This is a genomic window from Streptomyces sp. NPDC059906 (assembly GCF_042730645.1).
GTDB classification, from domain to species: Bacteria; Actinomycetota; Actinomycetes; order Streptomycetales; family Streptomycetaceae; genus Streptomyces; species Streptomyces rubrogriseus.
The window spans coordinates 300,893-322,674 of the sequence record NZ_JBHWKU010000004.1 but is presented as its reverse complement, the minus strand read 5'-3'; the positions used below and the strand labels follow the sequence as shown (position 1 = coordinate 322,674).

Sequence of the window (21,782 nt, the reverse complement as noted above, 5' to 3'; positions counted from 1 at the left end):
GCACACGGTGGATTCGTCCCCCTGCGAATGCGCTTGAGGTCGTCGATGGGGCCATCCCGCGGGTGCGGGGAGCAGAACGTGTCCGTGGCGAGCCTCCGCACACGGTGGATTCGTCCCCCTGCGAATGCGCTTGAGGTCGTCGATGGGGCCATCCCGCGGGTGCGGGGAGCAGAACGTGTCCGTGGCGAGCCTCTCCGCCCATCCCTGCGGGCGCGGGGAACGGACCGCGACCAGGCTCGTGGCCGCGCCCAGGTCGGGACCATCCCCGCGGGTGCGGGGAGCAGTTGCGCAGGACGGTCAGCTTCTCCGCCACGTCGGGACCATCCCCGCGGGTGCGGGGAGCAGGTGGTCACCTCGGCCGGGGTCTCGGTGGTCTCGGGACCATCCCCGAGAGGGGGAATCATGAACCTGGACACTGCTCCCCGCACCCGCGGGGATGCTCCATCTCCCCGCCCAGTCTCCCGCTGCCACCGCACCGCGCAACGGGAGACTGCACCGGGGTCAGTCTCCCGCCCCGCAGCCACCGTCCGTCCGCCCTCACCCCACCCCCAGCCCCACCCGCACCCCCTCCAGATCCCCGTCCGACGCCAACCCCGCGTGGTACAGCCGCAGTTCCGTCGCGCCCAGGTCGCGGGCGCGGGCGGCGTCCGCGGCGAGGGTGCCGGGGCTGCCGCCCATGCCCGAGACCACCGTGAGGTTGGCGGCGAGGACGGTCCCGTCGGCGGCCTGTTCGGCGAACGGTGTGAGCAGGGCCGGGCCGCCCGTGCAGGGGACGACCACGCCGTCCGCGACGGAGAGGATGTGCGCGGGGTCGACGCCGACGTTGGCGCCGCAGTGGTAGGAGACCGGGTCGGCGTGCAGCAGGACCTGGAAGCCGTCGGGCGCGGCGGCGCGGACCGCGGAGACCGCCGCCTCCTGGAGCGTGCGCGCCCGGTCGTCCCGCCACGCGCGCGTGGCGTTCGCGGGCGCCGCGCCGAGGAGCTTCTCGACGCCCGCCCAGCCCCCGTCCGAGGGCGCCGCACCCCGCCACACCGGCTCCAGCGCGGTCCGCACGGCGGCGGCGAGCGCGTCGGCGTCGAGGCCCTGGCCGCCGTACCCCGCCGCGCAGTCGGGGCAGAAGCACAGCGACATCAGGTACTGCCCGGCGTCCCCGAGGGGCACCCCGCCGGTCTTGTCGTGGGCGTGCAGGTGGGCGAGCCCGTACCAGCCCAGCGACTCCAGTTCCGTGCCGCGCGCCCCGGGCCGCACCGCGGCCTCGGCGGCCAGGTCGGTGAGGTACGCGCGCGTGGCGGGCTGCGCGATGCAGGGCGCCCAGGGGTAGCGGTCGCCGTAGGCGTTGACGACGCAGGTGTGCGGGTGCTCGGCGCCGAGGCGGGAGCTGTGGGCGAGGACGACCCAGGTGTGCACCTGGAGGCCCGTCTCCGCGAGGGCTTCGGCGGCCTCGCCGTACGCGTCGCCGGGCGCCCAGTCGCCGGACTCGTACGGGCGGAGTGTGCGGCCCCGCCAGCGGGCGCCGTCCGGCGGGTAGAGGACGGCCGCGTGCTCGGCGGTGACGACGCGGTGGCGCGGGTGGCGCGGGGTGAGGGCGCGGGTGGAGTGGTAGGCGGCCGCGAGGGTCACCTGCGCCACGCCGAGGTCCGCGACGCGCGCGGGGGCTTCCGGGTCGCCGTTGACGTCCCAGGGGTAGACGAACGCCGAGGCCTTCACCGACCGGTTCCTTCCTCGACCAGCACCTGACCCCGCTCGATGATCCGGACGAGCTGCTTCACGTGCTCCTCGGCCGGCTCCTGCAACGGCGTCCGCACCTCCCCCACGTCCAGGCCGCGCAGCCGTACGCCCGCCTTGACCAGGGCCACGGCGTATCCGCGGCCCCGGGCGCGCAGTTCGACGAACGGCCGGTAGAAGCCGTCCAGCAGACGGTGCACGGTGGTGTCGTCGTCCTCGCGCAGCGCCCGGTGGAAGGCGAGGGCGATCTCGGGGGCGAAGCAGAACACGGCGGACGAGTAGAGGGTGACACCGAGCGCGCGGTAGGCGAGCTGGGTCTGCTCGGCGGTCGGGAGTCCGTTGAAGTACAGGAACTCCTCGCCCGGCAGTTCCGTGCGCACCGCGCTGACGATGCGCTGCATCAGGTCGAGGTCGCCGAGCCCGTCCTTGAGGCCTACGACACCGTCCGTGCGGGCCAGTTCGACGACGCTCTCCGGGGTGAACACGGCGTTGTCGCGCTGGTAGACGATCACGGGCAGCTGGGTCGAGGCCGCCACCTCCCGGTAGTGCCGCACCAGTCCCTCCTGCCCGGCGAGCACCAGGTAGGGCGGCATGGCGAGCAGCCCGTCGGCCCCGGCCTCCTCGGCGAGGCGGGCGTAGCGCACGGCGAGGGCGGTGCCGTAGCCCGCGCCCGCGAGGACGGGCACCCGGCCCGCGCTCTCCTCGACGGCCGCGCGGACACAGGCCGCGAACTCCTCGGGTGTGAGGGCGTGGAACTCGCCGGTGCCGCAGCAGGCGAAGACGGCGGCGGCACCGGCCTCGATGCCGCGGCGCACATGGGTGCGGTAGACGTCGAGGTCGAGTCCGCCGTCTGGTCCGTACGCCGTGACGGGGAAGAACAGCGGGCCGCTGGGCGCGGTGAGCCGGGCGGCGAGAGGGGCTGAGGTCACGGGCGCTCCCCATTCCAGGTGCAGGGTCGATTCACGGACGTCATCATATTCATGACCTGCGTCTACATTTCTGAACGCGACCACGCTAAGCCGCCCCGCGAACACCGTCAAGCAGGCGCCCTCTTGACGCCCGACCACCTGCTCCTTAGCGTGTCCACACATCTGAACGTGAGGCACACACCGGCAGGCGTGCGCACGCCTGCCGTTTCCACCGACCGACCTAGGAGTCCCGAGGATGCCCGCTCCCCGCACCGTCCTGCTCACCGGCGCCGCCGGCGGCCTCGGCACCCTGATGCGGGAACTGCTCCCCGGCCACGGCTACCAGCTGCGCCTGCTCGACCTGCTCCCGGTCGAGGGCGAGCCGGACGCCATCGTGGCCGACCTGGCCGACCGGGACGCCCTGCGCGAGGCGGTCCGGGGCGTCGACGCGATCATCCACCTCGCGGGCATCTCCCTGGAAGCCTCTTTCGACAAGATCCTCGCGGCGAACATCGAGGGCACGTACAACCTGTACGAGGCCGCCCGCGAGGAGGGCGTCGGCCGCATCGTCTTCGCCTCCTCCAACCACGCCGTCGGCTACACCCCCCGGCCGCAGGGCGACGACCCCCTCATCCCGATCGGCACGCCGCGCCGCCCGGACACCTTCTACGGCCTGTCCAAGTGCTTCGGCGAGGATCTCGCCCAGCTCTACTGGGACAAGCACGGCATCGAGACCGTCTCCGTCCGCATCGGCTCCTGCTTCCCCGAGCCGACCAGCGTGCGCATGCTCTCGGTGTGGATGAGCCCCGCGGACGGCGCCCGCCTCTTCCACGCGGCACTCACCGCCGAGAACGTGGGGCACACCGTCGTCCACGGCTCCTCCGCCAACACCCGCCTGTGGTGGGACCTGACCTCCGCGCGGGCGCTCGGTTACGAGCCGCAGGACGACTCCGAGCCGTACGCCGGCAAACTCGTCGCCGAACAGGGCGAACTCGACCCCGGCGACCCGGCGCACGCCCGCCTGGGCGGCCACTTCGTGACCGACCCCCCGATCTGGCCGTACTGACCGGAAGACGACCACGCGAGAACCACCGGGGAAGCGGACGGGCACCGAACGGGCCCGTCCGCTTCCGCATGCGGGCATCCGCGCTGCCCGTTCTCACCCCGCCCCGCGTCGAACCCCAGGTCCGAGACGGGCACCCGGCAGGGCAAACGGGCACACCCGGGCAGTATCGGGTCCGCAACAGGCCTGGTCAGTGCCGCACGACCGCTGTAGAACTTCCCCCAAGGGTCATCCGGGCCCGAACGGGCAACCACACGGCGACGAGGCGGTGAGGCAGGTGTTCGGCATGAGCACGCAGACAAGGACGACGGAAGAGCGCCGGCACGAGATCGTGCGGGTCGCCCGCGCCACCGGCTCGGTCGACGTCAGCGCGCTCGCCGCCGAACTGGGCGTCGCCAAGGAGACCGTACGGCGGGACCTGCGCGCTCTGGAGGACCACGGCCTGGTCCGCCGCACCCACGGCGGCGCCTACCCGGTGGAGAGCGCCGGTTTCGAGACCACGCTCGCCTTCCGCGCCACCAGCCACGTGCCGGAGAAGCGCCGGATCGCGTCCGCCGCCGTCGAACTGCTCGGCGACGCGGAGACGGTCTTCGTCGACGAGGGCTTCACCCCCCAGCTCATCGCCGAGGCCCTGCCCCGGGACCGGCCGCTGACCGTGGTCACCGCGTCCCTGCCGGTCGCCGGAGCGCTGGCCGAGGCGGGCGACACCTCCGTCCTGCTGCTCGGCGGCCGGGTCCGTTCGGGCACCCTGGCCACCGTCGACCACTGGACCACGAAGATGCTGGCCGGCTTCGTCATCGACCTGGCGTACATCGGCGCCAACGGCATCTCCCGCGAGCACGGTCTCACCACCCCCGACCCCGCGGTCAGCGAGGTCAAGGCGCAGGCCATCCGGGCCGCCCGCCGCACGGTGTTCGCCGGCGCGCACACCAAGTTCGGGGCGGTGAGCTTCTGCCGGTTCGCGGAGGTCGGCGCCCTGGAGGCCATCGTCACCAGCACGCTGCTGCCCTCGGCCGAGGCCCACCGCTACGCACTGCTCGGTCCCCAGATCATCCGCGTCTGACAACCCCTCACCTCCGGTGCCCGCACAGCACAGCCACACCTTCCACTGCCCTTTACCTCCCTATACCTCCCCATACGTTCAGGAGCGATCCATGCGAACCCAGAGCCGACGGAGGCCGCGAGCCACACTCGCCATGGCCGCCGCAGGGACGCTGCTCGCCCCGCTGCTCACCGGCTGCTGGGTCGGGGCGGGCGGCGCCGGATCCGGCGGCAACGCCATCAACGTCCTGATGGTCAACAACCCGCAGATGGTCGAGCTGCAGAAGCTCACCGCCGACCACTTCACCGAAGAGACCGGCATCAAGGTGAACTTCACCGTCCTGCCGGAGAACGACGTCCGGGACAAGATCAGCCAGGACTTCGCCAACCAGGCCGGCCAGTACGACGCCGCCACCCTCTCCAACTACGAGATACCGATCTACGCCCGCAACGACTGGCTGCACGAGATGGACTCCTACGTCGCGAAGGACCCGGCCTACGACGAGCAGGACATCCTCGGCCCGATGCGCGAGTCCCTCACCGCCGACGACGGCAAGCTCTACGGCCAGCCCTTCTACGGCGAGTCCTCCTTCCTGATGTACCGCAAGGACCTGTTCGCCAAGGCGGGCCTGACCATGCCCGAGCATCCCACCTGGACCCAGGTGGCCGGCTTCGCCGAGAAGCTCGACGGGTCCGAGCCCGGCATGAAGGGCATCTGCCTGCGCGGACTGCCCGGCTGGGGCGAGCTGATGGCACCCCTGACGACGGTCGTGAACACCTTCGGCGGCACCTGGTTCGACCAGGACTGGCAGGCCCGGCTCGACTCCCCCGAGTGGGAGAAGGCGACGAAGTTCTATGTCGACCTGGTCCGCGAGCACGGCGAGTCCGGCGCCGCCCAGTCCGGCTTCGCCGAGTGCCTGAACAACATGACGCAGGGCAAGGTCGCCATGTGGTACGACGCCACCTCCGCGGCCGGCTCCCTGGACGCCGCCGACTCCCCGGTCAAGGGCAAGATCGGCTACGCGCCCGCGCCGGTGGAGAAGACGGACTCCTCCGGCTGGCTCTACACCTGGGCCTGGGGCATCCAGAAGGCCTCCCGCAACGCCGACAAGGCCTGGAAGTTCGTCTCCTGGGCGTCCAGCAAGGAGTACGAGCAGCTGGTCGGCGACGAGATCGGCTGGTCCAACGTCCCGGCCGGCAAGCGCGCCTCGACGTACGAGAACCCGGCCTACGTCAAGGAGGCCGCCGCCTTCCAGGAGATGACCCGCAAGGCCATCGAGGGCGCCAGGCCCAAGGACCCCGGCGTGCAGCCGCGGCCCGCGCCCGGCATCCAGTTCGTCGGCATCCCCGAGTTCACCGACCTCGGTACCAAGGTCTCCCAGGAGATCAGCGCGGCCATCGCCGGACGCCAGTCCGTCGAGGAGGCCCTGAAGAAGTCCCAGCAGCTCGCCGAGCAGATCTCCGAGGAGTACGAGGGACGATGACCGCCACGACCACGGCCCCCTCGGCCGCACCCGAACACACGCGCCCCACCGTCCGCCCGCCGTCCAACCGGCTGCGCGCCTGGGCCACCCGCGCCCCGCTCCTCCCCGCCCTGATCTTCATGATCGTGGTCACCCAGCTGCCCTTCGTGGCGACCCTGGTGATCTCCTTCTTCGACTGGAACGCCCTCTACCCGGACGCCCGCAGCTTCACCGGCTTCGCCAACTACGGCGACGTCCTCAGCGACCCCGCCCTGCGCAAGTCGGTGTGGACGACGATCCTGCTCACCGTGGCGGTCGTCGTGGCCAGCCTGGTCCTCGGCCTGGCCCTCGCCCTGCTCCTCGACCGGAGGTTCAAGGGGCGCGGCGTGGTCCGCACCCTCCTGATCGCCCCGTTCCTGGTGGTCCCGGTGGCGGCCGCCCTGCTCTGGAAACACGTCCTCTACAACCCCGAGTACGGCCTGCTCAACGGCCTGCTGCACTACGTGGGCGGACCCCAGCCGGACTGGATCTCCAACACCCCGCTGCTCGCGGTCGAGGCGTCGCTGGTGTGGCAGTGGACGCCGTTCATGATGCTCATCCTGCTGGCCGGACTGCAGAGCCGGGACCAGCAGCAGATCGAGGCCGCCCGGGTGGACGGCGCGGGCGACTGGCAGATCTTCGTCCACCTCACCCTCCCCCACCTGCGCCGCTACCTGGAACTCGGTGCCCTGCTCGGCTCGATCTACATCGTCCAGAACTTCGACGCGGTCTTCACCCTCACGTCCGGCGGCCTGGGCACGGCCAACCTGCCCTACACCGTCTACCAGAGCTTCTACCAGGCCCACGAGAACGGCCTCGCCTCGGCCGCGGGCGTCCTGGTCGTCATCGGCTCGATCATCATCGCCACCTTCGCGCTGCGCGTGGTGTCGTCCCTGTTCCGCGAGGAGGTCGGCCGCGCATGAGCGCCACCGCCGTACGCCCCGTCGTCACCGACGCCAAGCCCGCACGGACCCGCCGCAAGGCCGGCGCCGGCCTCGGCCTGGTCGCCTGGCTGGTCGGCATCGTCTTCTTCCTGCCCATCGCGTGGATGGCGCTGACCTCCTTCCACTCGGAGTCGGACGCGGCCACCAACCCGCCGTCCTTCGCGGCGTCGCTGACGCTGGACGGCTACCGCGAGTTCTTCGGCGCGGGCGGCGGCGCCAGTCCCTGGCCCGCGCTGATCAACTCGGCGGTGGCGTCGATCGCGTCGACCCTCTTCGTCCTGGTCCTGGCCCTGCCCGCCGCCTACGCCCTGTCCATCCGCCCGGTGAAGAAGTGGACGGACGTCCTGTTCTTCTTCCTGTCCACCAAGATGCTGCCGGTGGTGGCGGGCCTGCTGCCGATCTACCTGTTCGCCAAGAACACCGACATGCTGGACAACATCTGGCTGCTGGTCATCCTCTACACGTCGATGAACCTGCCGATCGCGGTCTGGATGATGCAGTCCTTCCTGGCCGAGGTCCCGGTCGCGATCATCGAGGCGGCCCGGGTGGACGGCGCGAAGCTGCCGACGATCCTGGTCCGGGTGGTGGCCCCCATCGCCCTGCCCGGCATAGCCGCGACGTCGCTCATCTGCTTCATCTTCAGCTGGAACGAACTGCTCTTCGCCCGGGTGCTGACGGGCGTGGTCGCCGAGACCGCCCCCGTCTTCCTGACCGGCTTCATCACCAGCCAGGGCCTCTTCCTGGCCAAGGTGTGCGCCGCGTCGCTCGTCATCTCCCTGCCGGTGCTCGCCGCGGGGTTCGCCGCCCAGGACAAACTGGTCCAGGGCCTGTCGTTGGGAGCCGTGAAATGAAGGCCGCCGTCATCGAGTCCGTGGGACGCGCCGTCGTCACCGAGGTCCCCGACCCGACGCCAGGGCCGCGCGAGGTCGTCGTCGAGGTCGCCGCCTGCGGCCTGTGCGGCACCGACCTGCACATCCTCCAGGGCGAGTTCGCGCCCAAGCTCCCGATCGTGCCGGGCCACGAGTTCGCCGGCGCGGTGGTCGGCGTCGGCGCCCAGGTCACGGAGGTGGCGGTCGGCGACCAGGTCGCGGTCGACCCCTCCCTCTACTGCTACGAGTGCCGCTACTGCCGCACCGGTCACAACAACCTCTGCGAGCGCTGGGCGGCCATCGGCGTGACGACGGCGGGCGGCGCTGCCCAGTACGCGGTGGCGCCGGTCGCGAACTGCGTGAAGCTCCCCGAGCACGTCCGCACCCAGGACGCGGCCCTGATCGAACCGCTCTCCTGCGCCGTGCGCGGCTACGACGTCCTCCAGTCCCGCCTCGGCGCCCACGTCCTCATCTACGGCTCCGGCACGATGGGCCTGATGATGCTGGAACTGGCCAAGCGCACCGGCGCGGCCAGCGTCGACATGGTCGACCTCAACCCGGCCCGCCTGGAAACCGCCCGCGGCCTCGGCGTCTCGGCCTCGGCCGCCACCCCCGACGAGCTGGACCGCCCCCAGGGCTGGGACCTGGTCATCGACGCCACCGGCAACGCGGCGGCCATCCAGGACGGCCTGGACCGGGTCGCCAAGGCCGGCACCTTCCTCCAGTTCGGCGTCGCCGACTACGCGACGCGCGTGCAGATCGACCCGTACCGCATCTACAACCAGGAGATCACCATCACCGGCTCGATGGCGGTCCTCCACAGCTACGAGCGCGCGGCGGAGCTGTTCGCGAACGGCGTCCTCGACCCGGACGTCTTCATCAGCGACCGCATCGAACTGGCCCGCTACCCGCAGGCTCTGGAGCAGTTCGCGGCAGGAGTAGGCCGCAAGATCGTAGTCGTCCCGTGACCATCTAGCCCGTCCGGCGTTTGAGGACGAGGCCGTCCAGGCCGAAGCGGGGGTCTGGGGGCGCAGCCCCCAGGGACGGGAAGGGAAGGGGCGGCGGGGGCGAAATCCACTGGGCCGCCCCCACCGCCGCCTCCTACCATCCCGCCATGCCCAAACCGAACGGCTTCGCCTACACCGCCACCGCATCCGGCACCGTCCACATCACCCACCACAACCACCCCGCCACCACCCTCAACGGCTCCCGAGCCGCCCGCTTCCTCGAAGAGGTCACCTCCGGCGACCCCCAGCTGGTCATGGCCCGCTGGACCGGCAACTACAAGCACGGCAACGAACGCACCGCCCGCAACCACCCCCGAAACCGCCGCTGACCCGGCGCACCCGGGCCGCGAACCCGATTGGCCGCCGGGTAAGGGAACGGTAAAACGCCCTCGCTCGTTCACCCGGCATGACAGCTATGACCCCCGGCTCGAACATCCCCCTCTCCGCCGCCCGCGTGACGGTGGACGTCGCCGCTCCCGTGCGGCTCGACGTATCGGGCCTGCTGCTCACCGCCGACGGCAAGGTGCGCTCCGACGACGACTTCATCTTCTACAACCAGCCCACCGGCCAGGGCGTGACCTACCGCTCCGGCGGCGGCAGCGCCCCGGACGCGATCGTGGTCGACACCTCCGCCGTCCCGCCGGGCATCGAGAAGATCGTCGTCACCGCCAGCCCGGACGCCGCCGGCCAGACCTTCCAGGGCATCGAGCCGACCGCCACCATCCGCAACGCGGACGACAACTCCGTGCTCGCCAGCTTCACGCCCCCGCAGCTCGGCACCGAGACCGCGCTGGTGATCGTCGAGGTCTACCTGCGCAACGGCGCCTGGAAGGCCCGCGCGGTCGGCCAGGGCTACTCCAACGGCCTCGCCGGCATCGCCACCGACTTCGGCGTCACGGTGGAGGAACCGGCGGCCCCGGCGACCCCGCCGCAGCCCCAGGCGGCCACGCCCCCGCCGCCCGCGGCCGCGCCCACGATGCCTGCCGCTCCGCCCGCCCCGCCCGCCGCACCGCCGGCCCCCGCCCCGGGCACCGGCAAGATCAACCTCGACAAGGGCCGGGTCAGCCTCCAGAAGAACCAGACCGTCTCCCTGGTCAAGGGCGGCCGGCCGGTGCTCTCGCAGGTGAAGATGGGCCTCGGCTGGGAGCCGGCGTACCGCGGCAAGGACATCGACCTGGACGCGTCGGTCATCGCCTACGGCCCCCAGCGCAACCACATCGACAGCTGCTACTTCGGCAAGCTCTCGATCGTGAACGGCGCGATCAAGCACTCCGGCGACAACCTGACCGGCGAGGGCGGCGGCGACGACGAGGTGATCGTCGTGGACCTGGGCCGACTCCCGCAGGAGGTCAGCGGCCTGGTCTTCACGGTGAACTCCTTCTCGGGCCAGAAGTTCACCGAGGTCGCCAAGGCCTACTGCCGCCTCATCGACGCCGCGAGCGGCGAGGAGCTGGTCCGCTTCGACCTCACCAGCGCCGAGCCGCAGACCGGCGTGATGATGGCGAAGCTGATCCGCCAGTACTCCGGCGAGTGGGAGATGACCGCCATGGGCGACTTCGTCAAGTCCCGCACGGTCCGCGGCATGGTGAAGCCGGCCGCGCAGGCGCTGTAAGAGAGGCTGGCCCACGGGGCGGGCGGTGGCCCGCTGCACCGCTCCGCTCCAATGGCTTCCCCTCGCCGATGCACGTAAAGAACCCCCGCCACCGCGGCCGAACACCGTAATCTCTGAGCGAGCAGCGATCGGGGGCACGCATATGGCTGTCGACGGTGGGACGACGTCTTGTTTCATCAGCTACGTCAGGTCCGACCGGGCATGGGCGGAGTGGACGGCGTGGCAGCTGAAGGACGCCGGGTACGAGGTGTGGCTCGACGCCTGGCAGCTACGCGCGGGCTCTTCCTGGCCCTCCGGGATCGCGGCCGCGGTGCGCGACGCGGCCAAGGTCCTGGTACTCGTCTCGGTGCGGTACGCGGACAGTCGGTTCACGCGAGCGGAGCTCACAGCGGCGCGCGACGCGGAAGCCACGATCGTGCCCGTCGTGCTCGATGACACTCGTCTACCCCGGAGTCTCGAAGGCCTGCAGGCCGTCCGCCTCAAGGGCCTGGGAGAACAGGCTGCCCGTGACACCCTTCTGCGGGCCGTCCGGCCCGACAAGGTGCCGGCGGGCGGTGTGCTGCGCCGTCTCGGGGCCGTCAGCCCCAGGCTTCCCGGCACCCGGCCGCGGGTGTGGAACGTACCCGAGCTCTGCGACCCCTTCGTGGGCCGAGACGATCTCCTGTACAAGATCAGGTCGGCCCTGGCCGAACGCTCCCGGGTGATCCTCACCGGGAAATCCGGTATGGGCAAGACCCAACTGGCCGTCGAGTACGCACAACGCTTCGCCGGCGAGTACGAACTCGTCTGGTGGGTCCGGCCGACTCGCTTGCAGGTGGCTCCCCAGTTGGCCGAGCTCGCGAGGCACACCGGCGCCGCCGCGCCGGATTCCCCGCCGTCGGAGGCGGTCGCGGCCCTCACCGACGAGCTCCGCGGCCGCGGCCGGTGGCTCCTGGTCCTCGACGACTCCTCGTCCCCGACCGACGTGCCGAAGGATCTGCTGCGGAGTACCGAGAGCGGTCACATCCTGGTTACCTCCCGCGACTCCGCCTGGCGACAGTGGGGCAAGCGGATCGATGTCGGCCCCCTTCGCCCGGCGGAGTCCTCCGAACTGCTTCGGCGGTACGCATGCTCACTGCCCCGGTCGGAGGCCAGGGCGCTGGCGGCGGACCTGGGACACATGCCGCTGGCGATTATCCAGGCAGCCAAGCTCATCGAGCAGGGTGTCCCGATCAGCGGCTATCGGCGCGCGCTCAACGCCGAGGAGGGCGCCCACGGCCCGCACCACAGGCTGGAGGATACCGTGCGGATCGCGCAGGATCGGCTGGCTTCGGACCACCCCGGGGCGGCGTCGCTCCTGGCCTCTTGCGCGCTGCTCGCACCCGATCCCTTTCCACTGCATGCCTGCCGAGGGGTTCCGGAGTGGACGCCGTCGGACGTGGCCGCGCTCCTGGCCGAGCCCGAGGCAATGGACCAAGCGCTGAGCGCCATCGGCCGCTACGGGCTGGCTCGTGTCGACGGCACCCTCCGTCTGCACCCGGGCACCCTGCCCGCGCTGCGGGACCGGCTTTCCGAAGGTGAGCGCGCCGAGGCGGCACTCGGGGCACAGGCCCTGCTGGTTTCGGCCCTCTCCACCCGGCCGGCCTCCTCGGAGTACTGGGCCGTCCTGCTGCCCCACCTCCTCGCCATCGCGCCTCGGGACCTGACCCGACTCGAAGGTTTCGAGGCGGCCCGCCGAGCCTGTGCTCACCTGCTGGAAGCCGGGGACTCGGCCACCGCCGTGACCCGGCTGAGCGCACTGCTCGAGGTCGCCGACGAGCGGTTCGGACCGGACGCCGAACCCACGATGGAGACGATGTCCTCCTTGGCCCAGGGAGTACGGGCGGCGGGAGACTTCGGTGCCTCCAGGTCGTTGACCAAGCGGATCCTCACCTGGTCGCGGCGGGTCTTCGGCGAGAACCACCTGACGACGCTGGAGACCGCCGCGCGCCTTGCCATGCTGCTGGCCGAGTCGGGAGAGGCCCACGGTGCCCACGATCTGGGCACGGAGACTCGGCAGAAGCTGCAGCAGGTCCTCGGTGCCGACCACCCCACCACCCTGGCCCTGTCCGCCGGCCTGATCACAGTCGTACGGCAATTGGGCCTGGTCGACGAGGCCCGTTACCTGGCCGAGGACACACTCGACCGGCAACGGCGCATACTCGGGCCACAGCACCCCGATGCCCTGCGGACCGCCGTGCGTCTGGCCGGCCTGCTCGCGGACGCTGGGGAACCGGAGCGTGCCACGGCGCTGGGCGAGGACACCTTCCTCCGTCTCCGGCGGAGCCTCGGCCCCGACCACCCGAGTGTCTTGCAAGCCGGAGCGATGCTGGGCGCGCTGCTGAGCCGAAGAGGCGACCACGTCCGGGCCCACGAACTGCTGTCCGCCACCCTGGAGCGCCAGCGGCGAACACTCGGCGCGGACCACCCCGATGCTCTGGCCACCTCTGCCCAACTGATCACGGTCCTCGCCCTGATGAAGAGGCTGGCAGAGGCCCGGCGGGATGCCGGGCGCCTCGTCGCCCGCCAGGAGCACACCCTCGGGCCGGGCCATCCTCGGACCTTGCGGTGTTCGGCTCTCCTCGCCGCCCTCTGCTGGGCGATGCGCGACTACGACACCGCGCTCGCCCGCAGCAGACGGGTGCGGGACCGGCAGCTCGCCGCTCTCGGCCATGGGCACCGTGACACGGTGGACACCACCGCGTTGCTGGCGACCTGCCTCGCCGACAGCGGCCGGCACGCCGAGGCGGAGCGGGAGCTGCGGTGCCTGCCCACGGACGCTCGGGAGGCCGCCATCAGCGCGGACGTCCTCCCCCGGTTCCTGAACGATCTGCCTGTGTCACCGGATGCCGGCGTGCCCGAGCGTTTACCCGGCGAAGTGTCCCAGGCCCGGACCGAGTCGCCCACCCGGCCGGTCACCGCTTCGTCGGGTCGGCTGCGGGTGCTGGTCAGTCACGCTGAGGCCGACCGCCACTGGGCCGACTGGGTGCGCTTCGAACTGGCGGCGCGGGGCCACGAGGTCCTGGCAGGCCGCGCGCGCACCCTGGTCGGGCATCACGTGAACCAGGAATGCGACGTCGTCCTCGCGCTCTTCTCAGATGCCTACCTCGACTCGCCGGCCGCCGCGCCCGTCGTCTCCGCGCTCGCGGGCGACCCTCCAGGCCCCGAGGCGGCCGACGGGCGCCGCTATGTATCGCTCTTCGTGTCACACGTCGACCGGGCTCGGTTGCCGCCCGTCCTGTGGGAACTGATCACCCCGGCGCTGAGCGATCTCGACTCCGACGCCGCGCGCGAACTGCTCGGCTTCACCCTGACCGGCGCGGGCGGTGCCGACCGCGGGCCCTCCTTCCCAGGTGTGACCGGACCGGAGGACAGCGGCCAGGCGGTATTGATCCGCCGCCTCGTCACGGCCCTGGAACGCTCACTGGCGCTGCAGACCCGGGAGAACCGCCGGGACCTGCTGACTCGGCTGCACCCGCACGGGACACACCGGCTCTCCCAGGAGGGCGTTTCGCTGCGTACAACGCTGTACGAGGCCGTGCGTGCGGCGCGGTCAATGCCTGGGGGCCGGGGCCTCTCCCTGCTCGTGGACACCGTGGAGATGATGGACGACCCGGGCTCGTTCGCGGTGGCGGAGGCCCGCCGCATCACGGCCGAGATTGAGAGCAGCCGGGAAACCAGGTGAATCCGACACCGCCACCACCGGCCACTCGCATGGGCCCGCCTGGTCTGCCGCACTGGTTCTTCACCAGCTACTCCGACATCAGGAGCAATTTCCCTCTCGTCGAACGCTTTCATCAGGACGTCGAGCGGGAAGTCGGCCAGATCCTGGGCAGGCAGACCCCGGGCAAGGGGTTCGTGGACGCACGGGACATCAAGCCGGGCGAGCTGTGGGAGGACCGCATCGTCCGCAACGGCGTGTGCACGACCATGGCCATGCTCGTGCTGTACTCGCCCAGTTACTTCCAGAGCCACTGGTGTGCCCGGGAATGGACCGTGTTCACCGCCCGGGTCGGCCGCCACCGGTACGAAGGCTGCGCCCCGTCGTGCCTGATCGGTGTGCTCTGGCAAAAGGGCAAGCAGGACTGGCCGGACGCCGTGAACGCCTACCACTATGTACGGCGCGGCCCCGACTCCGTCTACGAGAAGCACGGCCTCGTCCACCTTGTGCCCCGCGGCCCGGAGTGGCACGAGTCGCCGGAGTACCGGGAGATCGTGCTGGAAGTGGCCGATCTCGTCGCCGACGCCCGCACCGCCGCTCTGCCGCACATCAGGGTGGGCGAGACGGCGCACCTGCGTCCGCCGTTCGGCCCCGAGTCCGACCTCCCGGTCGACTTCGTCGTCGCCTACACCGAGCAGGACCGAGGCTGGGGAGAGTGGGTCCACGCCTGCCTGGACACGCGCGGCAGCGTCGACGTCCTCCGACTGGACGGCCCCGCCGACCCGCGAGGCGACCGGCTGAGCATCACGCTACGCCGGGCCGGCCGGGTGGTGCTGCTCGTCTCCCGGCACAGTCTCACCGTCGGCCCTCTGCGACGGGAGGCGCTGGAGACCGCGTTCGCAGACCCGGGTCTCTGCTCCGACCTGGCCAAGCTGACCCCCTTCTTCATCGAGGACGTTCCGGACGAAGCCCGTCCGCCGGATCTCCTTCCCCTATCGGGCGGAGAGTTGCACGGCGTGCCGGACACGGAGGCGGTCCAGGACATGATTCTCACGGCCGTCAAGGCCCCGGTGACCGGTCCGGCCGTCGTACAGCGAGCGGAGCCGGAATACCCGCCGAACGCCGTGAGCCCCTTCGAACGTACGCTGGCGCACGCCCTGGCCCTCGTGCCCGCCGTCGGCCGGCCGGACGCACGAGACGTCTGGTTCGAGCTCACCGGGCTCGCCCCTGGAAACGCACCCAGTGCCGAACTACCGACGTTACTGTGGGCCTTCGCCGTGGTGCGCGCCGGCCGACAGGTACCGCACGGTTACGAGCGGATCGCCCTGGCCCTCGAATCGATCGCGCCCGACAGCCAGGAGACGTTGCAGGTACGCTCCTTGGTCGACGGGCACAAGGCGGCCCCGGATCTCTGAGGGGTACGCTCCTATGCCCGGAGTCCCTCCGTCAGCAGGCTCAGATACCTCCGGATGGACGTCCCGTCCGCCCCACCGCCGGTCAGTGCGGACGCCGTCGCCACCCCGTGCGCCAACCGCAGCACCTCGATCGGCTCGATGTCCCGCCGCAGCGTGCCCTCGTGCTGGGCGGCCCGGACGAGCCGTGTCGCGGCCTCCCGCAGGCAGTCACCGCACGCCGTGTCCTGCGGGGTGCCACCGTCCGTGACCGCCGTTCCCAGTAGCGCCTTCAGCCCGCGCACCCGCAGCACCTCGGCGGCCAGTTCGTTCAACCACTCCGCCAGCGCCGCGCCCGGCGGCCGGGCGGCCGCGATCACGGCGGCGCGGGCCGCGATCGCCTCCAGGCGCTCCAGGTAGGCGGCCTCCAGCAGCGCCTGCCGCGTCGGGAAGTGCCGGTACAGGGTGCCGACGCCCACCCCGGCCCGCCGGGCGATGTCGTCCAGGGAGGCGCCCTCCCCGTGCTCGGCGAACGCGTCCGCCGCCACCGCCAGCAACCGCTCACGGTTGCGCCGGGCATCCGCCCGCATGGGCCTGACCTGCGCCACAGCCCCTCCCTGCACAGCGGGCAACCTTCCGGGGCACCCTACCGCGCGTGCTCGTCCCGGGCGTCCCAGGGCCAGTCGGCGTCCCGGCCCGCCTCCAGCAGCGGAACCATCCGGAACGCGGCGTCGGAGAGCCCGCCGAAAGTGTGCCGGTTCGCCCGGCCCGACGGACCGTGGCCCGCCCGGTACCCGGCGAGGTTCCAGGTGTAGACGGGCACATGCGCCGGGACCTGCTCGGTCGGGTCGCCGTGCCTGCTGTACGCGTACTGCTCGTCGGTGACGATCAGCACCCGGTCGTGCTTCTCGTAGTGGCGCCGCACCGCCTCGGTGGTGTCGGTGCCGCCGAGGTCGCCGAAGCGGTCCAGGACCTTCAGCACCGACTCGCCCTCGCGGTACGTCACGCGGTTGCTCGACGAGCCGAACTCGACCAGGTCCGCGTCGGCCGCCCGCAGCGCCAGCGCCGTGCCGAAGACCGCCGCCGCGTCGGCCCGGGTCAGCTCGGAGCGGTCCGACATCCGCGAGTAGAACATCGAGCCCGAGCGGTCCACGAGGACCAGCGTCCGGCCGCCCAGCGCGGGCACGTTGGCCAGCGAGTGACCGAGCGCCTGCTCCAGGGGGTACGACCAGCGCAGCGACGGCGCGTGCCGGTACGCGGCGAGGTAGCGGAAGGGGAACTGCCGCGAGCGCGCCACCTCGGCCGGGTCGCTGATCCGCGCCGCGACCCGGGCGGCGACCTCGTCCGAGACGCCGGCCTCGTCGAAGTTCCGAAGGTTGCGGAGCAATGCCATCGCTCCCATGGACGGGATCACCGCTTCCCAGGCGGCCTTGTCCATCGGGCCCTGGAGCCAGCCGGCCAGCATCTCCCACGTGATGCCCGCCGCCGCGAGCCGCTCGGCACCGTCGGGTGCCGTGACCGCCGCTCGCCGCTGGGGGACCGGCAGCGCCATCAGCTCGCGGTGCGCGGTCAGGACGCGGTTCGAGGCGGGCGGCACCGCGGTGTCCGGGTTGTGCCGGCGGTCGAGGGCGTACTGGAACAGCTCGCCCTGCCAGGGCTTGTCCGGGTCGGGCGCCGCGTGCACCAGGTTGAGGATGTCGCCGAAGCGGTAGCCCTTGGACGCGGTGTCGTACTTCAGCAGCGACTTGCCGTGGTAAAGCCGCCGTACGGCGTCGGCGATCCCCCGCTTGACCGGCTTGGGCACGGCGCGCCCGTAGGTCGCGGTCCAGTAGGCGAGCAGCTCGCCGGGCTCGTCGGGCCGCCGCAGGACGGAGGCGATCACCTGCCGGTTGGACGGTCCGTCGGTGACGCCGAAGTCGAGGCGGGCCTTGACGTACTCGGCGGCGCCGACGACCGAGGCGGTGCGCAGGTTGCCCTCGCCGCGCAGCCAGCCGAGCAGGCCGGCGGTCCAGGACGGGTCGCTGAGGGCGAGTTCGCGCACCAGCGTGGCGAAGCGGTCGTCGCGGGCGGCGCCGGACTCGTAGAAGGTCTGCTGGGAGACGAAGTTGGACACCGAGAGCAGGTACAGCTCGGAGCGTGCGTCGCGCTCGCTGCCCCGGCCGCCCTCGCAGGTGCGCAGCACGCGCCCCGTCGAGGTCACGCGCGAGGTGGGCTGCGCCTTCGCCGTCCTGGTGTTGAATCGCGCCATGGTGAATTCCCCCGAATTCTCGAAAGCTCGAAATCTCGAACATTTCCGGAGGGAGACACGGCAGCGGAAGGGTGCCCGAGGTCGGAATCGGCGACGGGAACAGTCGGATGCTCTGCCGAATTGAGCTACACCGACCCGAAGTCGATGACGGGATTCGAACCCGCAACCGTCCGATCCAAGGAAGTATCCGCTGCCTGCGCACCGGGCACCCCTCGACTGCTGAGCCTCCCGAGATCAAGTGGGCAGCGGCATGGGATTCTTTTGAGAGAAGAAGTAGCCGCGGCCCGCGCACCGGGAGGTGCGTGAAGTTGTAGGTGTCCAGAGTTCAGGTCGGCGGAACCGACAAGGTGCTCTAACCCCTGAGCTACACCGGAGCGTTGTGCCGGTGACGGGACTCGAACCCGTGACCGCCCCATTAAGAGTGGAAGTAGGTCCTGCCTTCGCACCTGGACGTTCATCACTCTAAAAGGGCGGCCGTCGCTCGGGCGACCGAATTAATCACCGGCGCTTCTGCCGCTTCCACGGCCCCGTGATCGCCAGCATGATGCCCGGCGTCTGGATGTTGGCGTAGAGGGTCCGACCGTCGGGCGAGAAGGTGACGCCGGTGAACTCGCTGTATTCGGGGTCGTCCTCGGTGCCGAGGTTCAGTTCGTTGCGGGCGATGGGGTAGGTGCGGCCGCTGTCGGTGGCGCCGAACAGGTGCTGGACGCCGTCGCCGTCCTCGGCGATGACCAGGCCGCCGTACGGGGAGACGGTGATGTTGTCGGGGCCGTCGAAGGCGCCGTCGGCGGACGGGTCGGCGTTGACGCCGAGCAGGACCTTCAGGGTGAGAGTGCGGCGCTTGGGGTCGTAGAACCAGACCTGCCCGTCGTGCGGGCGGCCGGGGCTCTCGTCACGGGCGAAGGACGAGACGATGTAGGTGCCGCCGTCGGCCCACCACATGCCCTCCAGCTTGCGCGCGCGGGTGACTTCACCGGCGGCGAACTGCTTGCGCACGGAGGTGGTCCTCGCGTCGCGGTCGGGGACGTCGACCCAGTCGACGCCGTAGACGGTACCGGTCTTCGTGGCGCGGGAGAGGTCGTCGACGAACTTGCCGCCGGAGTCGAAGCACTTGAACGCCTGGAGGACCCCGGCGTCGTCGGCGAGGGTGCGCAGCCGGCCGCGGCCGTGCCGGAAGTGCTCCGGCGGGGTCCAGCGGTACAGGAGGCCGTTGGGCCCCGAGGCGTCCTCGGTGAGGTAGGCGTGGCCGCGCCTGGGGTCGATGACGACGGCCTCGTGGGCGTAGCGGCCGAGCGCCTTGACCGGCTTGGGGTCGCGGTTGGCGCGACGGTCCTCGGGGTCGACCTCGAAGACGTAGCCGTGGTCCTTGGTCATCCCCTCCTCGCCGGCCTTGTCCTCGGTCTCCTCGCAGGTCAGCCAGGTGCCCCACGGGGTGCTGCCGCCCGCGCAGTTGGTGGCGGTGCCCGCGATGCCGACCCACTCGGCGACGTGGCCGCCGCGGCGGACCTCGACGACGGTGCAGCCACCGGCGGCGGCCGGGTCGTAGACGAGGCCCTCGGTGAGCGGGACGGGGTGCGGCCAGTCGTCGCGGTGGCCGCCGAGTTCATGGTTGTTGACGAGGAGGGTGGTGCCGCGCGGGCCGTCGAAGGCGGCGGTGCCGTCGTGGTTGGACGGGGTGTACTCGCCGGACTCCAGCTTGGTCCGGCCGGAGTGGGTGATGATCTCGTACCGGAAGCCGGCGGGCAGGGCGAGGATGCCGTCCGGGTCGGGGAGCAGCGGCCCGTAGCCGACCCCGCCGTGGCCGTGGTGGTCGTGGTGGTCGTGGTGACCGTCGTGCCCGTGGCCGCGCTCCTCCCCCACGCGGTCGGTGTCCGTGGACGCGAGGGCGTTCGGGGCGGTGGCGAGGGCGCCGACGCTGCCCGCCAGTACGACCCCGGCGCCGGTGAGCGCGGATCGACTGGCGAAGTCCCTGCGGGTGAGCGACATGGTGTCTCCTGTGACGGTGGGCGAGCCGTGGAGGGTGGCGGACCTCGATCCGGCGTCACGGTTCCGCCCGCGCCTGAACGGGGATCCCGCCGGTGCCTGAACGGAAGTTGAACTGGCGGAGACCTCTCCCCCACCCTGGGCTGCCGCCTGTCAGGCCCCGTACACCGCCCGGCACCCGCCCCGTCCCGTACGCCGCCCGCCCCGTCCAGGTCGGTGCCCGGCCGCCGCCCCATTCTGTACGCCGCCCGGCACCCGCCCCGTCCAGGTCGGTGCCCGGCACCCGCCCCGTCCCGGTCGGTGCCCGGCCGCCGCCCCGCCCCGTACGCCGCCGTAGGGCGCTCAGCCGCCCTGCTGGGAGCGGGCCTTGAACGCCGCCTTGCGGGCCTCCTTGGCGATCTTCTTGTCGGGGTGCAGCCGCCCCATCGCCTCCAGGACCTCCGGGGTGGCCGGGTGCTCGACCCGCCAGACCGTGTCGAAGAAGCCGCTGTGCTGGCGGGCGAGGCCCTCCACCAGGGCGCGCAGCTCCTCGGAGTTGCCCTCGGCGGCGAGCTGGGCGGCGACGGTGTCGATGGTCAGCCAGAAGACCATCTCCTGCGGCGGCGCCGGGACGTCCCGGGCCCCGTGCTCGGTGAGCCAGACCCGGGCGAGGCCGCCCAGTTCGGCGTCGTCGAGGACCTCCCGCAGCGCGGGCTCGGCCTCCGCGCCGACCAGGGAGAGCGCCTGCTGGCAGCGCAGCCGGCGCAGCGGAGCGCCGGGGTCGAGGCCGCGGGCCGCCGCGAGCAGTTCGCGGGCGGCGTCGAGCGGGCTCCGTCCGGCCAGCCACAGCTCGGTCTCGGCGTGGGCCGCGGCCGGCGGGTAGGGCGCGGTGCCGTCGAGGAGCGCGTCGGCGCCCTTGTCGGAGAGGTCGCCGACGGCGGGGGCCTCGAAGCCGGCGTCCAGGAGCCGGGCGCGCAGTCCGTACAGTCCGAGCGGGGTGAGCCGCACCATGCCGTAACGGGTGACGTCGGACTCGTCGACGGGGGCGGCGGGCTCCTCGTCGGCGTCGGCCATGAGCGCCTCGTCGACCGGCTGGTACTCGACGAGGCCGACCGGTTCGAGCAGCCGGAACTGGTCGTCCAGGCGCATCATGGCGTCCGACACCTGTTCCAGGACCTCGTTGCTGGGCTCGCCCATGTCGCTGGGCACGATCACGGAGGCGGCCAGCGCCGGCAGCGGCACCGGGGCCTCGCCGGGCCCCTCCTCGCCGACGGTGAGCAGGTAGAGGTTGCCGAGCACGCCGTCGAGGAACTCGGCCTCGGCCTCGGGGTCCCAGTCGAGGGAGGACAGGTCGACCTCGCCGCCCTCGGCCATCGCGTCGACCAGGTCGTCGAGGTCGGGCACGCTCGCGTCGGCGAGCACGGCCTCCAGGGCGGTGAGCCAGAGGCCGAGCACGTCCTGGGGGGAGCCGCCGGTGAGCAGGGCGAGGTCCTCGCCCGCGGCCACGGCGCCCGTCTCCTCGTCGGTGATCTCGACGAGCCCGGTGTCGACGGCGATCCGCCAGGCCTCGCTCGCGTACGCGGCGGCGTCGTCCCCGCTCAGCCCGAGCTGCTCGGCCGCCGCGGGCAGCTGCTCCTCGACGAGTCCGCCTCCGGCGTCGACGCGGGTGTCGGGACCGGCCCAGCGGGCCAGCCGCGCGGCCCGGGCGAGCACCGGCGCGGACAGCGCGTCGCGGGCCAGCTCCGCTTCGGGGCGCAGCCGTGCGGGCGGCAGGGTGGAGCTGTCTGACATCGGATGTTTCTCCTCGCGCGCCTCTTGACCGCCGTACGGC

16 protein-coding genes and 1 tRNA gene are annotated in these 21,782 nt (G+C 71.8%); 10 read left to right on the top strand and 7 right to left on the bottom strand.

Going from position 1 to position 21,782, the window contains the following annotated elements; genetic code table 11:
- Window positions 1-537: 537 nt before the first annotated feature.
- Complete coding sequence (locus tag ACFV9J_RS09160; RefSeq protein WP_385352012.1) at window positions 538-1,707, bottom strand: hypothetical protein; 1,170 nt, start codon at window positions 1,705-1,707, stop codon at window positions 538-540.
- Window positions 1,704-2,654: a 5-dehydro-4-deoxyglucarate dehydratase gene (locus ACFV9J_RS09155; RefSeq protein ID WP_385352010.1), complete on the bottom strand. Its 951-nt coding sequence runs from the start codon at window positions 2,652-2,654 to the stop codon at window positions 1,704-1,706. Before ACFV9J_RS09155 ends, ACFV9J_RS09160 begins: the two co-directional genes overlap by 4 nt.
- A 235-nt stretch (window positions 2,655-2,889) precedes the next feature.
- Here ACFV9J_RS09155 and ACFV9J_RS09150 point away from each other — a divergent pair, with 235 nt between their 5' ends.
- The 10 genes from ACFV9J_RS09150 (at window position 2,890) to ACFV9J_RS09105 (ending at window position 15,765) form a co-directional block, all read left to right on the top strand.
- Window positions 2,890-3,699, top strand: coding sequence for an NAD-dependent epimerase/dehydratase family protein (locus ACFV9J_RS09150; protein WP_385352008.1), 810 nt, complete (start codon window positions 2,890-2,892; stop codon window positions 3,697-3,699).
- 283 nt (window positions 3,700-3,982) lie between these two features.
- A complete protein-coding gene (locus ACFV9J_RS09145) occupies window positions 3,983-4,759 on the top strand; it encodes a DeoR/GlpR family DNA-binding transcription regulator (protein WP_385352006.1) in 777 nt (258 codons plus the stop codon).
- 91 nt (window positions 4,760-4,850) lie between these two features.
- Window positions 4,851-6,221 (top strand): ABC transporter substrate-binding protein, encoded by a 1,371-nt coding sequence (locus tag ACFV9J_RS09140; RefSeq protein ID WP_385352004.1) that lies wholly within the window; start codon window positions 4,851-4,853, stop codon window positions 6,219-6,221.
- Entirely contained in the window at window positions 6,218-7,162 is a 945-nt protein-coding gene (locus ACFV9J_RS09135; RefSeq protein ID WP_385352002.1) for a carbohydrate ABC transporter permease, read from the top strand. The genes ACFV9J_RS09140 and ACFV9J_RS09135 overlap by 4 nt, the downstream gene beginning before the upstream one ends.
- Entirely contained in the window at window positions 7,159-8,034 is an 876-nt protein-coding gene (locus tag ACFV9J_RS09130) for a carbohydrate ABC transporter permease (RefSeq protein ID WP_385351999.1), read from the top strand. The genes ACFV9J_RS09135 and ACFV9J_RS09130 overlap by 4 nt, the downstream gene beginning before the upstream one ends.
- On the top strand, window positions 8,031-9,020 hold the full coding sequence (locus tag ACFV9J_RS09125; RefSeq protein ID WP_003976918.1) for a zinc-dependent alcohol dehydrogenase family protein: 990 nt from the start codon (window positions 8,031-8,033) through the stop codon (window positions 9,018-9,020). The genes ACFV9J_RS09130 and ACFV9J_RS09125 overlap by 4 nt, the downstream gene beginning before the upstream one ends.
- A gap of 146 nt (window positions 9,021-9,166) precedes the next feature.
- Window positions 9,167-9,388: a hypothetical protein gene (locus ACFV9J_RS09120; RefSeq protein ID WP_189749896.1), complete on the top strand. Its 222-nt coding sequence runs from the start codon at window positions 9,167-9,169 to the stop codon at window positions 9,386-9,388.
- A gap of 86 nt (window positions 9,389-9,474) precedes the next feature.
- Window positions 9,475-10,671, top strand: coding sequence for a TerD family protein (locus ACFV9J_RS09115; RefSeq protein ID WP_385352232.1), 1,197 nt, complete (start codon window positions 9,475-9,477; stop codon window positions 10,669-10,671).
- A gap of 142 nt (window positions 10,672-10,813) precedes the next feature.
- A complete protein-coding gene (fxsT, locus tag ACFV9J_RS09110; RefSeq protein ID WP_385351996.1) occupies window positions 10,814-14,374 on the top strand; it encodes an FxSxx-COOH system tetratricopeptide repeat protein in 3,561 nt (1,186 codons plus the stop codon).
- A 29-nt stretch (window positions 14,375-14,403) separates the two neighbouring features.
- Window positions 14,404-15,765, top strand: coding sequence for a TIR domain-containing protein (locus tag ACFV9J_RS09105; protein ID WP_385351994.1), 1,362 nt, complete (start codon window positions 14,404-14,406; stop codon window positions 15,763-15,765).
- 11 nt (window positions 15,766-15,776) lie between these two features.
- Here ACFV9J_RS09105 and ACFV9J_RS09100 read toward each other — a convergent pair whose 3' ends face one another.
- The 5 genes from ACFV9J_RS09100 to ACFV9J_RS09080 all read right to left on the bottom strand — a co-directional run bounded on the left by ACFV9J_RS09100 (window position 15,777) and on the right by ACFV9J_RS09080 (window position 21,742).
- Window positions 15,777-16,349 (bottom strand): TetR/AcrR family transcriptional regulator, encoded by a 573-nt coding sequence (locus tag ACFV9J_RS09100; RefSeq protein ID WP_385351992.1) that lies wholly within the window; start codon window positions 16,347-16,349, stop codon window positions 15,777-15,779.
- A 38-nt stretch (window positions 16,350-16,387) separates the two neighbouring features.
- Complete coding sequence (locus ACFV9J_RS09095) at window positions 16,388-17,989, bottom strand: TROVE domain-containing protein (protein WP_385351990.1); 1,602 nt, start codon at window positions 17,987-17,989, stop codon at window positions 16,388-16,390.
- A gap of 380 nt (window positions 17,990-18,369) precedes the next feature.
- A tRNA-OTHER gene (locus tag ACFV9J_RS09090) sits at window positions 18,370-18,495 on the bottom strand.
- Entirely contained in the window at window positions 18,488-19,975 is a 1,488-nt protein-coding gene (locus ACFV9J_RS09085; RefSeq protein WP_385351988.1) for a PhoX family protein, read from the bottom strand. Before ACFV9J_RS09085 ends, ACFV9J_RS09090 begins: the two co-directional genes overlap by 8 nt.
- Before the next feature lie 339 nt (window positions 19,976-20,314).
- Window positions 20,315-21,742 carry a hypothetical protein gene (locus tag ACFV9J_RS09080; RefSeq protein ID WP_385351986.1) on the bottom strand — a complete coding sequence of 476 codons (1,428 nt, stop codon included), beginning with the start codon at window positions 21,740-21,742 and terminating at the stop codon, window positions 20,315-20,317.
- Window positions 21,743-21,782: the final 40 nt, after the last annotated feature.